The organism is Janthinobacterium sp. PC23-8, assembly GCF_002250505.1.
In the GTDB taxonomy this organism is placed as follows: Bacteria; Pseudomonadota; Gammaproteobacteria; order Burkholderiales; family Burkholderiaceae_D; genus Janthinobacterium.
Genome location: NZ_NJGY01000004.1, coordinates 489,970 through 505,753 on the forward strand (window position 1 = coordinate 489,970; position 15,784 = coordinate 505,753).

At 61.0% G+C, this 15,784-nt stretch carries 10 protein-coding genes; 5 read left to right on the forward strand and 5 right to left on the reverse strand.

Features of this window, described 5'->3' with window-relative positions; all coding sequences use genetic code 11:
• Positions 1-20 precede the first annotated feature (20 nt).
• Together CD932_RS25715 and CD932_RS25720 are read left to right on the forward strand one after the other, a co-directional pair.
• Positions 21-494 carry a cache domain-containing protein gene (locus CD932_RS25715; protein WP_094445710.1) on the forward strand — a complete coding sequence of 158 codons (474 nt, stop codon included), beginning with the start codon at positions 21-23 and terminating at the stop codon, positions 492-494.
• A 35-nt stretch (positions 495-529) separates the two neighbouring features.
• Positions 530-1,312 carry a YoaK family protein gene (locus CD932_RS25720; RefSeq protein ID WP_094445711.1) on the forward strand — a complete coding sequence of 261 codons (783 nt, stop codon included), beginning with the start codon at positions 530-532 and terminating at the stop codon, positions 1,310-1,312.
• 38 nt (positions 1,313-1,350) lie between these two features.
• On the opposite strand, the gene gap is transcribed toward CD932_RS25720, so the two are convergent.
• The 3 genes from gap to CD932_RS25735 all read right to left on the reverse strand — a co-directional run bounded on the left by gap (position 1,351) and on the right by CD932_RS25735 (position 7,413).
• Complete coding sequence (gene gap, locus CD932_RS25725; protein ID WP_094445712.1) at positions 1,351-2,361, reverse strand: type I glyceraldehyde-3-phosphate dehydrogenase; 1,011 nt, start codon at positions 2,359-2,361, stop codon at positions 1,351-1,353.
• A gap of 74 nt (positions 2,362-2,435) precedes the next feature.
• Positions 2,436-4,433, reverse strand: a complete 1,998-nt coding sequence (gene tkt, locus CD932_RS25730) for a transketolase (protein WP_094445713.1) — start codon at positions 4,431-4,433, stop codon at positions 2,436-2,438.
• A 241-nt stretch (positions 4,434-4,674) separates the two neighbouring features.
• Positions 4,675-7,413: a TonB-dependent receptor gene (locus CD932_RS25735; protein ID WP_094445714.1), complete on the reverse strand. Its 2,739-nt coding sequence runs from the start codon at positions 7,411-7,413 to the stop codon at positions 4,675-4,677.
• A 562-nt stretch (positions 7,414-7,975) separates the two neighbouring features.
• On the opposite strand from CD932_RS25735, the gene CD932_RS25740 reads away from it, so the two are divergent.
• Entirely contained in the window at positions 7,976-8,701 is a 726-nt protein-coding gene (locus tag CD932_RS25740) for a 16S rRNA (uracil(1498)-N(3))-methyltransferase (protein WP_094445715.1), read from the forward strand.
• Between the two features lie 105 nt (positions 8,702-8,806).
• Here the strand turns inward: CD932_RS25740 and CD932_RS25745 are convergent, their stop codons facing one another.
• Positions 8,807-11,878, reverse strand: coding sequence for a carboxypeptidase regulatory-like domain-containing protein (locus tag CD932_RS25745; protein ID WP_094445716.1), 3,072 nt, complete (start codon positions 11,876-11,878; stop codon positions 8,807-8,809).
• Between the two features lie 540 nt (positions 11,879-12,418).
• Here CD932_RS25745 and CD932_RS28535 point away from each other — a divergent pair.
• Both CD932_RS28535 and CD932_RS25750 read left to right on the forward strand, forming a co-directional pair.
• On the forward strand, positions 12,419-12,637 hold the full coding sequence (locus CD932_RS28535; RefSeq protein WP_141213384.1) for a hypothetical protein: 219 nt from the start codon (positions 12,419-12,421) through the stop codon (positions 12,635-12,637).
• A gap of 100 nt (positions 12,638-12,737) precedes the next feature.
• On the forward strand, positions 12,738-14,375 hold the full coding sequence (locus CD932_RS25750) for an NAD(P)/FAD-dependent oxidoreductase (RefSeq protein WP_094445717.1): 1,638 nt from the start codon (positions 12,738-12,740) through the stop codon (positions 14,373-14,375).
• Between the two features lie 6 nt (positions 14,376-14,381).
• Here the strand turns inward: CD932_RS25750 and CD932_RS25755 are convergent, their stop codons facing one another.
• Positions 14,382-15,749, reverse strand: coding sequence for a sensor histidine kinase (locus CD932_RS25755; RefSeq protein WP_094445718.1), 1,368 nt, complete (start codon positions 15,747-15,749; stop codon positions 14,382-14,384).
• Positions 15,750-15,784 lie beyond the last annotated feature (35 nt).

Below are 15,784 nucleotides of genomic sequence, written 5' to 3' on the forward strand. Positions count from 1 at the left end.
CATCGTTACAGGAGACAGCAATGAACACATGTATCAAAGCGGGCGTGCACGCCCTCCTCGCCGGCTTCATGGTGTGCGCCGGCGCGGCGGCGTGGGCGGCGCCGAAGGGCACGGCCGATGAAGCCGTCGCCATGACCAGGCGCGCGGTGGCCATGATCAAGAGCGACGGCAAGGAGAAGGCCTTTGCGGCGATTGCCGACCCGGCCAACACCAGCTTCCATGACCGCGACCTGTATATCTATGTGTACGACATGAATGGCGTGACCCTGGCGCATGGCAACAATCCCAAGATGGTCGGCAAGAACCTGATCGACCTGAAGGACAACGAGGGCAAGGCCATCATCCGCGCGCTGATCGCCACCGCCGACAGCAAGGAAGGACGCGGCTGGGTCGACTTCAAGTGGCCCAACCCCACCACCAAGGTGGTCGAGCAAAAATCGGGCTATATCGAACGGGTCGACAACATGATTGTCGGCTCCGGCATTTACAAATAGGCGACCAGGCCAGCACGTACCGGCACCCATCCCGCATGCCCTTCCATTACCTGTCACGCCTGAGCGGTGCAACACGCGACACGCAAGCGAACCTGCAGCTCGGCTGCGTGCTGGCGCTGGTGGCCGGCGCCGTCAATGCCGGCGGTTTTCTGGCCATCGGCGGCTATACCTCGCACATGACGGGCATCGTCTCGGGCATGGCCGACGACCTGGCGCTGGGCAATGTGACCCTGGCGCTGGCAGCGCTGGGCGCCTGGCTGGCGTTTGTCAGCGGCGCGGCCGTGACCGCCATCATGGTGAACTGGGGCCGCCGACGCCGGCTGCACAGCCAGTTTGCCATGAGCTTGCTGCTTGAAGCGGTGCTGTTGCTGCTGTTCGGCCTGACCGGCAGCTACCTGGCGGCCATGCCGAACGTGCTGGGACCCGTCACCATCTTGCTGCTGTGCTTTGTGATGGGACTGCAGAACGCCATCATCACCAAGATCTCGGGCGCAGTCATCCGCACCACCCATGTGACAGGCTTGTCGACCGATATCGGCATTGAAGTGGGCAAGATGCTGTATTACAACCGTCGCCCACTTGGTGCGCGCTCGGTGCGGGTCAACCGCAGTAAACTCGTCACCCACAGCCTGCTGATCAGTTGCTTTTTTACCGGCGGCGTGACCGGTGCCCTGGCCTTCAAGCATATCGGCTTTCCAGCCGCCACCATCATCCTGGCCGTTTTGCTGAGCTTGCTCGCCGGCGTGCCGGTACTACGCGATGCGCGCCTGCTGTGGCGTTTTTACCGGCGCCAGCTACAGGCGAAAAAAAACGCCTGAGGAAAGCTCCCCAGGCGTTTCTGATGGCTAGCCAGGAATTACTTGGCCGACATCAGCGCCACAGTGGTGTCGAGCATGCGGTTCGAGAAACCCCACTCGTTGTCGTACCACGACGACACTTTCACCAGGCGGCCCGACACTTTGGTCAGGGTCGAATCGAAGTTCGACGAGGCCGGGTTGTGGTTGAAGTCGATCGATACCAGCGGTTCGGTCTGGTAGGTCAGGATGCCTGCCAGCGGGCCTTCGGAGGCGGCCTTCATCAGGGCGTTGACTTCTTCGACGGTGGTGTCGCGCTTGGCGATAAAGGACAGGTCGACCAGCGAGACGTTGATGGTCGGCACGCGGATGGCAAAACCGTCCAGCTTGCCGTTCAGCTCAGGCAGCACCAGGCCGACCGCAGCGGCAGCGCCGGTCTTGGTCGGGATCATGCTCATGGTGGCCGAACGGGCGCGGCGCAGGTCTTCATGCATCACGTCGGACAGCACCTGGTCGTTGGTGTAGGCGTGCACGGTGGTCATCAGGCCGGTTTCCAGGCCGATGGCGTCGTTCAGCGGCTTGACCAGCGGGGCCAGGCAGTTGGTGGTGCACGAGGCGTTCGAAATGACGGTGTCGGTCGATTTCAGCACGTCCTGGTTCACGCCGAACACGATGGTGGCGTCAACGTCCTTGCCGCCTGGCGCCGAAATGATGACTTTCTTGGCGCCGCCCTTCAGGTGGGCCGAAGCTTTTTCCTTGGTGGTGAAGAAGCCGGTGCACTCGAGCACCACGTCCACACCGAGCTCGCCCCATGGAATTTCAGCCGGATTGCGCTGAGCAAAGACGCGGATCGGATCGCCGTTGACGATCATGTTGTCGCCTTCGACGGTGACGGTGCCGGGGAACTTGCCGTGCGCGGTGTCGTAGCGGGTCAGGTGGGCGTTCGATTTGGCATCGCCCAGGTCGTTGATGGCAACGATCTGGATGTCCTGTTTCTTGCCGCCTTCGTAGAAAGCGCGCAACACATTACGGCCGATGCGGCCGTAGCCATTGATTGCAACTTTGATCGTCATACTCTGCTCCTGATTAAAAAAAAAGGTACATAGCACAGCATCCGGCACGCAGTGCCGGATGCCGCAAAATCGTCTTAACCGGCGATGACAGCCTTGACCTTGGCCACGACGTTTTCAACGGTAAAACCGAAATGCTTGAACAGCACGCCGGCCGGAGCCGACTCGCCGAAGGTATCGATACCGACCACCGCGCCTTCCAGCCCCACGTATTTGTACCAGAAGCTGGTCACGCCCGCTTCGATGGCCACGCGCGGCACGCCTTTGGTCAACACGCTGGCCTTGTAGGCCGCGTCCTGGCGGTCATACACGTCGGTCGACGGCATCGACACCACGCGCACATTGATGCCTTCCGAAGCGAGCGCGCTGGCGGCGGCAACCGCCAGTTCCACTTCCGAACCGGTGGCGATCAGGATCGCCTTGGCATCCAGAACGTCGTTGAGCACATAGCCGCCGCGGAAGATGTTGGCGATCGTTTCATTCGACCGTTCCTGGTACGGCAGGTTCTGGCGCGAGAAGATCAGGGTCGACGGACCATCCTTGCGGCGCACTGCCGCGCCCCAGGCTGCGGCCGATTCCACCGTGTCGCATGGACGCCAGTTGTCCAGGTTCGGGATCAGGCGCATCGACGAGACATGCTCGACCGACTGGTGGGTCGGGCCGTCTTCGCCCAGGCCGATCGAATCGTGGGTAAACACGAAGATCGAGCGCAGCTTCATCAGCGCGGCCATGCGCAGCGCATTGCGGCTGTAGTCCGAGAACGTCAGGAAGGTGGCGCCGAACGGGATATAGCCGCCGTGCAGGGTAATGCCGTTCATGATGGCGCTCATGCCGAATTCGCGCACGCCATAGTTGACATGGTTGCCCGGTTTGCCCGAACGCACGGGGATCGATTCTTTCCAGTTGGTCAGGTTCGAGCTGGTCAGATCGGCCGAGCCGCCCAAAAATTCCGGCAGCGACGAGGCCAGCGCCTGGATCGCGTTCTGGCTGGCCTTGCGGGTGGCGATGTTTTCTTTTTTCTCGACGCAGGAAGCGATGGCTGCGGCCAGCGCGGTTTCAAACGCTTCCGGCAAGTCGCCCTTCATGCGGCGCGACAATTCAGCCGCTTGCTGCGGAAACTCGCGGCCATAGGCGGCGTAACGCTCGTTCCAGTCGTTTTCCAGCACGGCGCCTTGTTCTTTGGCATCCCATGCCGTGTACAGCTCGGCAGGAATCTCGAACGGGGCCGCATCCCAGCCGATGTATTCGCGCACGGCGGCGATTTCCTTGTCGCCCAGTGCGGCGCCGTGGACCTTGTCGCCGCCTTGCAGGTTGGGCGAACCCTTGCCGATGATGGTCTTGCAGCAGATCAGGGTCGGTTTCGAGGCGGCCTTGGCGGCGGTAATGGCGGCGTCGACGGCGGCGACATCATGGCCGTCGACGGCGCGGATCACGTTCCAGCCATAGGCTTCGAAGCGGGCCGGGGTGTCGTCGGTAAACCAGCCTTCGACCTTGCCGTCGATCGAGATGCCGTTGTCGTCGTACAGCGCGATCAGCTTGTTCAGGCCAAGAGTGCCGGCCAGTGCGCATACTTCGTGCGAGATGCCTTCCATCAGGCAGCCGTCGCCGACGAAAGCATAGGTATGGTGGTTGACGATATCGTGGCCGGGACGGTTGAATTCGGCGGCCAGCAGTTGCTCGGACAGCGCCATGCCGACGGCGTTGGCCAGCCCCTGGCCCAGCGGGCCGGTCGTCGTTTCAATGCCGGGCGTGACGTCGACTTCCGGGTGGCCCGGGGTTTTCGAATGCATCTGGCGGAAGGCCTTGATGTCGTCCATCGACAGCGCATAGCCGGTCAGGTGCAGCAAGGAGTAATGCAGCATCGAGCCGTGGCCATTTGACAGCAGGAAACGGTCGCGGTTCGGCCATTTCGGATTGCTTGGGTTGTGGCGGTAGTGACCACTCCACAGGGCAACTGCGATCTCGGCCATGCCCATCGGCATGCCTGGATGGCCGGAGTTGGCCTTTTGTACAGCGTCCATTGCCAGTGCGCGGATCGCATTGGCCATTTTGGTAGTCGGGAGCGTAGAGTTCATCGTGTGTGGTCGATCGCGGAGTTTAAATTCGTTTGCAGCGCAGCTGGGCGCAGTCAGAGCTGCGTATTTTACCAGACCAACAAGGGGAAAAATCAAACCGTGCTTCGCCGCCGCTGCAGGTTGTGCCCCCTGCTCCCGGCAGGGGCGAAAAAAAACCGGGCCAGGCCCGGTTTTTCGCAACGTGCGCCGCTGCGGGGCGCGCCGCAAATCGGCCCGCCCCGCCCGTCAATGTGCCCTCACGTCATTTGAAGGAGTACGACGCCGACACGTAGAGGTAGCGGCCACGCGGATTGCCGAAGGCGTTGTCGTAGCCGATGTTCGACGATGGATCGAACGCCGGCGCACGATCGAACACGTTATTTACGCCACCGCGCAGCACCAGGTTCTTGAAGCCGCTGTAGGACAGCGAGGCGTCAACCAGGGTCGCGCTCGGGATCATCAGGCCGTTCGCGTACTCGTCGTAGTACAGGTTGATCGACGCCGACGGTGTCCGGTCCACGTGGTAATGCGAGGTGAAGTTGGCGCTCGTCGTCGCCGCCCAAGCACCGCTGTCCCAGTTGACGCCCAGCTTGGCCAGCAGCTTGGGATAGCCGTATTCACCGGCCTCGCAGGCCGTGTTGTTGCCGCAATTGATCGCCGGATCGTCAGGCAGCAGCACGCGGTTGTAGGACAGCGTGTAGGTCGCCTCGCCGAACACCTTGAAACGCCCCATCTCGGCCGTGCGCAGCGTGTACGACGCATCGACATCCAGACCGTCGGTGACGACCTTGCTGCGGTTGATCAGGCCAACCTGCAGCTGCTTCAGGCGACCCACCAACGGACCCAGCGTCGCGCGCTGGGCGGCGCTCAGCGCGTTATAATTCTCCTGGTCTTCCGCCGTCACGGCGTAGCGCGTGACGGCGTTCTTGTACTGACCATCCTCGCCCGCCAACACGGTTTCGTTGTCAAGATTCTCGACCCGATCGCTCCACTTGATATTCCAGTAGGTTAAACCCAGCGTCAGGTTCTTGATCGGTTCGGCGACCACGCCCAGGTTGAACTGCTTCGATTTTTCGGGCTTCAAATCCTTCGTGCCGGACAGCAGGGACAGCGCCGAACTCTTGCAACCGATGTCGAAATACGCATCACCGACGATGCAACGCTTCGGATCCTTGGTCGCGACGAAACCGCCGCGGCCTTCGTTAAAGCGCTGCGACAGCGTCGGCGCGCGGAAACCGGTGCTGTAGCTGGTGCGGAACATCAAGGTCGGCAAGGCGGTCCAGCGCAGGCCAAGCTTCGGGTTGGTGGTACCGCCAGCCAACTGGTAGCGGTCATAGCGGACGGCCGCCTGCGCTTCCAGGTTTTTCAGCAGCGGCAGTGCCAACTCGCCGAACACGGCGCCGAGCGACTCAGAGCCGTCGATGCCGCGCAGGGTCGAATAGATGCCGATCGCGCCATCGCGCCAAGCCTGCGACGGATCGTAGCTGAGCTTCTCGCGCTTGTACTCGGCGCCGACGGCCACACCAACCTTGCCGCCGGGCAGTTGGCCAAATTCGCTGGAAGCGGTCACCTTGGCAAAGTCCGTCGAGGACTTGGTCTTGGTGTACTGGTCGGCCGTCAGTTCGTTGATGACCTGCTCCGAATTGTGGTTGCCGCCGAAGGGGTTGAACTTGCCCTGCGCCAGGTAACTCTGCAATTTATCGTGCAGGAAGGAGCCGTAGACGCGCGTTTCGCCCTTCTCCTGGCTGTGGCCCACAGACACGGTCCAATCCCAGTTGGCTGCGCGGCCGGTGGCGCCGCCGACCAGCCAGGTGGTGTCAACATTGGTGCCCGTACCGCCCTCGGCGGCAGGGAAGAAGCGGCGGATCGTGACCGGCACGCCGTAGGTATTGAAGGGGTTGTCCGCCGCCACACGCAGCACGTTGGAGCGGTCGGCGTTTTGAATCCAGGCCGGCGAACCTTGGACGCGCGTGTCGAAGTGGTTGTAGAACAGATTGGCGAACAGCGACACATCCGGCGTCAAATCCCAGTTCGCCGTGACCGCCCCGCCGTAGCGTGTGGACGGGCGCACCAGGTCTATCGACTCAGCGACGGAATACATGCAGCCGTTGCGATTCGGCGCAGCTACCCATTCCGGCGCGTCCGGGTAGGGCTTGCGGTGGGCCGCGTCGCACTCCGGATCGGGCATGCGCTGCGAACCGCCCAGCGATAAGGTGCCGGGATCGCGGCCCTTGGCGCCGTACAGACTACCCTGATACAGGCCGCCCTTGTGGCCGGTGAAATCGGTACTGTTCGCCCAATCGCGGTCGACACCGTGGATGGCCTTGGTTTTTTCGTACGAGGCCGAATAAGTCACGTTGAATTTCTGCGCGTCGCGGTCGCCGAAACCGCCGGACACGGACATCTTATGGTTTTGCCCGTCGCCATAGGTGGTCGAACCGGTGCTGGCGTCGAGGGTCAAGCCCTGGTAATCCTTGCGCAGGATGAAGTTGATGACGCCGCCGACGGCATCGGTGCCGTAGATGGCCGAGGCGCCGTCCTTGAGCACATCGATGCGCTCGATGGCCGACAGCGGAATGGCGTTCAGATCGACCGAGGTCTCGCCGCTGTAGTCGTCCGAACCGGACGCCGGCAGGCGATAGCCGTTCAACAGGATAAGGGTCGGCAGACCGCGCAGCGAGACGCTGGTGGCGCCGTTGCGGAAGGAGCTCGACGTCGCCAGCTCACCGCCGTTACCGCCCGCAGCAGTCAGGTTGCGCATCAGGTCCAGCACCGACGTCGCGCCCGAGCGGGCGATCGATTCGCGCGTCATCACGGTAATCGGGGAAATACCTTCGGCTGCGATGCGTTTGATACTCGAACCGGTGATTTCGACGCGCTGCACCTTAGGCACCGGCGCATCGATCGCTTCCTGCGCGTGCACACTCATCGTTGCGACGCCGGCGAACGCGGCCAACGCCAATCTCACCACCTGCACACCCTTTTTTTCGCGACACATCATAACTTATTCCTTTTCATGGTCCCTGATATCACTTGATAAGCGATTAGTTTTCATTTTTATAATTATTTAAGCGATTAGTTGGTATTTTTATAATCACTTAAATCTCTCATGGTCATGCAAAAAACTGCAAGACCCTCCCGCTACAGCTATGGTGTCATGCTTTTCCAAGCAATTTAAGCTGGCCGCAACGTGCCCAGGGCCATAGGCACAGGCATTGAAACGTGCGGCGTCTCCCAATACCATACCGAATCACCTCACGGACGGCATTGCCGGAAACAATTGATGTCGTTCAACACAACTTGTATAGTCATCAAACCACGCTGAAAGCTTCACTGTCAATAAATGCAATGGTTTATGAAATCGAAAAACAACATTTTGTTTTTAGTCAGTTTGTTATCTCCACGCAATTTCCCGCCCGGATGCGCCGCGCGCAGGCCGGCAGCAAGAATTTCACCCGACCGCGCGCAGCGGCACTAAAATTGCACTCTCGAGTCGCAGCCGCACGCGCCCTACCCGCGCGCAGCGCGGCACCTCCCTTTGTTTCTCTCCGCCAGGATGTTGCATGCCGCGTTTTTTCTGTCCCCAGCCACTCGCCATAGGCGCCACCATCGCTCTGCCCGACGCCGTCGCCCACCACGTCCATGTGGTGCGCCTTATGCCGGGCGAGGCCATCACCGTCTTCAACGGCGAGGGCGGCGAGTACACGGCTGTCTTGTCCAGCGTCGAGAAAAAACGCGCCAGCGCCGAACTGAAGTACCACACGGCGCGCGAAGTCGAGCTGCCGTACGCCGTGACCCTGGCGCAAGCCTTGCCGGAAGCGTCGAAAATGGACTGGATCGTCGAGAAGGCGATCGAACTGGGCGCGGCCGGCATCGTGCCGCTGGCGGCGCAGCGCTGCGTGGTGCGCCTGTCCGCCGAGCGGGCGGAAAAGAAGCAGGCGCACTGGCAGGCCATCATCGTCTCGGCCTCGGAGCAGAGCGGACGCAACCGGTTGGCGCAACTGGCGCCGCTACAGGAGTTCAATCAGTGGAGCCGCCAGCAGGACCTGCACCAGCGCATCCTGTTGACGCCACGCGCCGAGCAGTCGCTGGCCGGCTGGGCGCGCCACCAGCCGCCGCAGGCTTTGAGCGTAATGGTCGGGCCGGAAGGCGGGTTTACCGAGGCGGAAGAAACAGCGGCCATCGCGGCCGGCGCCATCGGTTTATCGATGGGGCCGCGCATTTTGCGCACGGAAACGGCCGGACTGACGGCGCTGGCAACCCTGAGCGCATTATGGGGCGGCATGTAGCACTGGCGCGCCGCCCATGAAAAAACCCGCCGGCTCACGCCGGCGGGTTTTTTTGTCGCCAGGCGCCGGCGGCATCGCTGCCGTCCGCGCCTTGGCGCAAGTCGCTTAGAACTTGTAGTTGTACTCAGCGGTCAGCTTGACCGAACGCGGCGCCGTGTAGCTGATGACGCGGCCGTAGGTTGGCGAGATGCTGGTTGTGCTGTCGACGTTGTAGGTCTCGTCGATGGTCTGCGCGGTTTGCTTGTTGAACAAGTTGAAGACATCGACCTTCAGGCTCAGCCCCTTCACCAGTTGCGGACGGTAGGACAGATTCATGTCCAGGCGCACGTCCCACGGCAAACGGCCCGAGGTGCCGCGTGGAACAGGCTTATCACAGTAGAAGTAGACCGAGCTATAGTCCACCTCGCCAGGTACGTTCGGATTCCAACCGAAGCAATTCTTCGGCCGACCCGAGGCAAGCAGACCATTCGCACCGACGGTCCATTCAGTAGCAAACTCGTAGAAGCCGAATGCCTTGATCTGATGTTCGCGGTCGTTAGGCAGCAAGCCGTTAGCGCCGACCATCAATTCCGGGTTATCCCAGGTCGATGTGGCGGCGACATCGGTTTGCGCGTTGTCCGAACGGGTTTGACCTTCAGTATTGCCCTTGCTGCGCGACCAGGTGTAGTTGACGCGGCCATACCAACCATTACGGAATGGGTGCTCAGCGAACAGGTCGAGCGCCGTGTAGGTGCGCTTGGCGTCATCGAAACCAAGTTGTTGCTTGGTAAGGTGGACCGCCGTGTAGTTCGAACGGGTACCGGCGTAATCGACCAGGAAGGTATTGTCCTTGCCAGGGTTGAACGACGCGCAGGTGAAGCCGGCATAGTTGCTCGTATTGATTTTATGGTCCACGGCGTAGGCGTCGATCAAGCGCGTGTCGCAATAGTCATCGATAGTCGCCTTCAACTGGCGATAGGTCACTTTCGCGCCGAAATTCAGGCTAGGCGAAAACGCCTTTTCAAAGCCCAGCGTAATCTCGTCCTGGTAGGTTGCCTTGATGTCCGTCGCCGTTACGGTCTTTGGATCCTTCGGCTGACCCAATTCATTGTTGACCGAATAGGCCGGCGCCATCGAAATCAAGCCGGTCGGTTGGCCATACTGGTCGGTGCCTGTGTAGGTAAAACCTTGGCGCGTCAGTACCGAGGCGCTACCGCCGCGTACGGCCAGATGGGTTGGGATCTGCAACGCGTAGCGGCCGGCGCTGCCGAATACTTTGAGCGAAGCATCGCCATTCACGTCCCATACGGCGGACAAACGTGGAGAAATGATGCTTTTTACTTCCAGGAATGTTTCACCTGCACCGTTGACGTTCTTAAAGCCTTCGTTACGCAGGCCGGCCGTCAGCAGCACGTCCTTGGTCACTTGGTAGCGATCTTCCAGATACTGGGCAGTTTGCTCGGACTTGGCGTCGGTCAGGCTGTTTTGCAAACGCTTGCTGACATAATAACCTTGCGCCGCCAGCGCACCGGCATTCGGATTGGTGGTGGTGGTGGTGACGACAGGGCCCAAAGCGACTTTCGCCGTTCCGCTTGTAGCCTTGGCGTAGCGCCAAATTCCGCCACCGCCGTAGTAGTCGCCCACGCCGCTGGAAGTCAGCTTGTTGTTGTCCAAACCGGCGCGCAGGGTGTGGCTTCCCACCTTGTATTCGAGATCCAGGCGATTCGAGGTGATTTTGCTGGTCGAATCGTTACTGGCGACGGAGCCGCTCAAAAGTTGCGGGCTGGAATAGTTCAAGCCGGGCGCCTGGACGTTACTGTTGGCGATGACCTGGAACTTGTCCACAGGGGCAGAGCCGACCTGGTCGTAGCGGTTGGTGCCGGGCGTCTTGCTGCGTCCAAACAGGGCGTTGACGGTCAACGCGTCCGTCAGATTACCCGTGTAGCGGAGGATTTCCGTGTCCGCGCCCACCGACGGGCCATAGGCCGAGTTGTTCTTGTAGTGCTGCGACGCGGTCATGGGACCGCGCTGGCCGGTGGCGTAGTCGTAACCAGACAATTGACGGTCCTCTTTGCCCGTGTCGCCCATCAGCGTCAGTTCGAGACGATGGTTATCGGTCATGTTCCAGTCGAACTTTGCCAGATAGCGGTCCACCGTGTCCTGGCGCGACTCCCAACCCGTCGAGCCGTTCGCTGGCGAGGTACGGATGCCCACCGAAGCGCTGTCAGCGTTGGTGTTTTCCTTGTTATTCTTCTTCGCTTCTATGGCCAAGAACATGAACAGCTTGTCCTTGATGATCGGACCGCCCAAATAGGCGCCGTAGCTTTTCTCGGTCTGGCTATTCGTCGAGTTTCTCCGGAACAGGGTGCCGTCGGTGTCCTTGTTTTCGGCCGCGCCCGTGACCCGATAATAGCTATCTTTTTGCTTCGAGCGCAAGCTATCCGGAGTGATACTGGCGCTGACGCCAAATTCCCAGTTGTTGGTGCCGCTCTTGGTGGTGACGTTGACGACGCCGCCGACCGAACGGCCGAACTCGGCACCGAAGCCGCCGGTCAGGATCTGCGCCTGGGCAATCGCGCCAAAGGGCAGTTCCGAAGCACCCAATTGGGTCAGTGGATTGGTGGTCGGAAAACCGTTGATGTAGTACGCGTTTTCGGACGCGCCACCGCCGCCGAAGGAGGCGCCAGCAGAGTAACGGGAGTCGGCGCGGGTGGTGTTCGGTGCCAGTTGAATGATGGCGTCAACCGTCTGGGCGATCGGCAGCTTGGCCAATTCCCTGGCGGTGAAGGTGGCGCCATTGTTCGAATTGGAAACGTCGATGCGACTGCGCCGGCCCGTCACTTGAACCGCTTGCACGGCGGCGGCGGCGGCGAACGAAGCGTCCACGCCCTGACCAACAATGACGTCGGTTTCGGTGGAGGAAACGACCGCGCCATCGCGCATCAGGTCAATCTTGTAGTGGCCCGGGGCCATGCCGCTGGCCGTGTAGCGCCCGGCAGCGTCTGGCGTCACCGAACGCTTCGCGCCCGTGTCCGTGTTCAGCAAGACGACGGTTGCACCGACCGGCGAGTCAACGCGGCCGAAAATCGTCCCAGCCGCGTTCGACTGAGCCATCGCTGCAGGCGTCACTGCCGTGCTCAGCGCCGCAGCGCTGAATGCGATCGACAATGCCCGTACCAAAACAGTTTTTCTTAACATGTGGTTCCCTATATATATTTATGAGCGCAGCATTACTACTTTGATAAAGAAGTTTTGCTGTTGCCTTGTGCGTTTTTACGCGTGTGTGTTACCGCCACTTGTTACCAAGACCATTACATCCTGTCGTGCTTTACAGCATGACATTCAATCGGTTTTATTTGCAATGCAAATACAACCAAGGACACATCGGAACATATTGAAACGAACTGGTCAATAAGGAACAGGAAACTGTTTCAATTACGCAACACTAGAATAGGGAAGGCGAGCGGACAGGAAAAGACAGATGCGCGCGGCAAAATAACCCGGCATCTATGAATAGAAGAAATACAGCGACCATGCGGCATTGAGCGGGTATCGCAATGTACTGACAATATCAAATCGAGGACAATATGCTCAAAAATGGAATGAAATAGAAATCGGCGATTCGCAAAAATAATTACTTATATCGATATGCATTTTTTAAAATGGCTTTTCATCACAGAATAAATCAATCCAGCGCCAATCTCACTCCATCAAATCATGAACAGGGATGAAATGTCAATGAAACAAATTGATACATGTGTAAAAACAACAGTTGTTGCAATGCAAAAAAATGCGCCGCTTTATGAAGGTGCGAAATTCACTATTAAAGCACTATTATGGATAGTACTTTCACTAAATTGGTGCAATGCATCAGCAGATGGAACCATCGTTTCAACCATGCTCACACGATGCTGGCAATGGCGCATTTCCGGGCACCGGTGCTTGCGGTTAAAATAGCGGCACTGGACCAGGATGCGGCGCGGAGTGCGGCGGCAAGCCCCGGTCCACAGATTCTCCGCTAACTACGGGGCCCGGCAATTTTTCAGATATCTCCATCATGTTGCGACTCAACGAAGTAAAACTCCCTCTCGAACACGACGAAGCGGCCTTATCCGCCGCCATTCTGGTGCGCCTGGGCATTGCCGCCGCCGACCTGCTCGGCTTTACCGTTTTCAAGCGCAGCTATGACGCGCGCAAGCGCAGCGCCGTGGTGCTGATCTATTCGCTGCATGTCGAGGTACGCAATGAAGCAGCCGTGCTGGCGCGCCTGCAACACGACATCCACCTGATGCCGGCGCCCGACACCGAATACAAGTTCGTCGCCGGCGGGCAGCAGCTGGCCGGCCATAGCGAGCAACCGCGCCCGATCGTCATCGGCACCGGCCCGTGCGGCCTGTTCGTGGCACTGATCCTGGCGCAAATGGGACTGCGCCCGATCATCCTGGAACGGGGCAAGCAGGTGCGCGAGCGCACCGTCGACACCTTCGGCTTCTGGCGCAAGCGCGAACTGAACCCGGAATCGAACGTGCAGTTCGGCGAAGGCGGCGCCGGCACCTTTTCGGACGGCAAGCTGTACAGCCAGATCAAGGACCCGAAACACTATGGCCGCAAAGTGCTGACGGAATTCGTCAAGGCCGGCGCGCCCGAAGAAATCATGTACGTCAGCAAACCGCATATCGGCACCTTCCGCCTGGTGAAAATGGTGGAAGCAATGCGCGCCAATATCGAGCAGTTGGGCGGCGAATACCGCTTTGAAAGCAAGGTGGTCGATATCGCCATCGATAACGCGGCCGGGCCGGACGGTGGCCAGGTGCGCGGTGTGGTGCTGGCCAGCGGCGAAACCATCGCCAGCAACCATGTGGTGCTGGCGATCGGCCACAGCGCGCGCGACACGTTTGAAATGCTGCACCGCCGTGGCGTGTATATCGAAGCCAAGCCGTTTTCGATCGGTTTCCGCGTGGAACACCCGCAGTCGCTGATCGACAGCTGCCGCTTCGGCCCCAGCGCCGGCCACCCTATTCTTGGCGCGGCCGACTACAAGCTGGTGCACCACGCCAGCAATGGCCGCTCGGTCTATAGCTTCTGCATGTGCCCTGGCGGCACGGTGGTGGCGGCCGCCTCCGAACCGGGCCGCCTGGTCACCAACGGCATGAGCCAGTATTCGCGCAACGAACGCAACGCCAACAGCGCCATCGTGGTCGGCATCACCCCCGCCGACTACCCCGGCGATCCGCTGGCCGGCATTGCGCTGCAGCGCGAGCTGGAAGAACGCGCGTTTGCCTTGGGTGGCGGCAACTACGATGCGCCGGGCCAGCTGGTGGGCGACTTCGTCGCCGGCCGCGCTTCGACCGAGTTCGGCAGCGTGGTGCCGTCGTACAAGCCGGCCGTGCATCTGACCGACCTGGCTTCCGCCCTGCCCGAGTATGCGATCACGGCGCTGCGCGAAGCGTTTCCGGCATTTAACAAGCAGATCAAGGGTTACTACAAGGCCGACGCCGTGCTGACGGGCGTGGAGACGCGCACCTCGTCGCCGATCCGCATCAAGCGCCGCGACGACAACCTGCAAAGCCTGAACACGCGCGGCCTGTTCCCGGCCGGCGAAGGCGCCGGCTATGCGGGCGGCATTTTGTCGGCCGCCGTTGACGGCATCAAGGTGGCCGAAGCGGTGGCGCTGTCGATCGCCGCCGGCAAATAGCAACCGTCAGCCGGCCAGCGGCAGCCGGATATGAATATGGCAGCCGGCCGCGCCGTCGATGGCGCGCACCTGGCCGCCCAGCTGCTGCACGATGGTGTGCACGATGTGCATGCCCAGGCCCGAGCCGCCCTGGCCGCGCTTGGTGGTAAAAAACGGTTCGAACATGTGCTCGCGCACGGCGGGCGCCAGGCCGATGCCGTCGTCGCAAAATTCCAGCTGCAGCCACGGCTTGCCGTCGGCCGGCTCCTCAAGGCTGGCGCGGATGGTGATACTTCCCGGGCCACCGTGCGGATAACCGTGGCGGGCGCTGTTCATCAGGAGGTTCGACAGGATCTGCGACAGCTTGCCTGACGCCAGGCGCACGCGGCACGCCGGGTCGATCTCGATCCGCACTTGCAAGGCGCACTTGCGCAGCTCGGGGCTGTGGGCCGAGACCAGGCCGTGCACATAGTCGTGCAGCACCAGGTCGGCCACGTATTCGCTGGCCTGGTCCACCGCCAGTTGCTTGAAATTGCCGATCAGTTCGGCCGCCCGCGCCAGATTGCGCTCGATCAGCGCGGCCGCGCCCGTCAGCGCCTCGGCGATCTCGATCAGCTCGGTACGGCTGACCTTGGGCGCCGACAACATGCACACCAGCTGGTCGGCATAGCTGCCCATGCTCGACGCCGCCGTCAGTGCCACGCCGATCGGCGTGTTGACTTCATGCGAGACGCCGGCCACCAGCGAGCCGAGCGCCGCCATTTGTTCCTGTTCCAGCAAACTGGCCTGGGCCGCCAGCAGCGACTCGCTGCGCTGGCGCACGGTTTCCTCGAGCTGGCGCGTGCGCTCCTGGTGTTGCAGTTCGGCCGCGCCACGCGCCGAAAAAATCGACAGCAACAGCAAGGCCAACAGCCGCTTCTCTTCGTCGATGGGCCGCGTGTCGATAGCCGACAGGATGCCCAGCGTGCGCCCCTCCGTATCGATCAAGGGCATGCCGACATAGCTTTCGGCGTGCATGTCGCGCAGCACGGTATCGAGCGGAAAATGGCGCTGGATGCCGCTGCCGTGAAAACACATGTCCTGGCGGGTCACGTCCTGGCAAGGGGTATGTTGCAGGCTGTATTCGATATTGTCCCGGTAGCCCTCGCCCGCCCACAGCGCCAGCGTGCGGATGGCTTCGCCACCATCAATCTGGTGCACCAGGCGCCCTGCGACAACGTAGCGCACATCGAGCGCTTCGGCCAGCTCGCGCACCAGAATGCGCAGGAAATCATCGCCGCGCGCATGCGCCGTCGAGGCGGTGATCGAGCGCAGCGCCGCTTCGGCCAGCGTGCGCCGCTGCGCCTGGTCGAACAAGGGTTCTTGTGAATTGACATCAAACAGCGGAATACTCATGCATGCTCCTGCACAGCCCGGCAAGCGGTTACTCC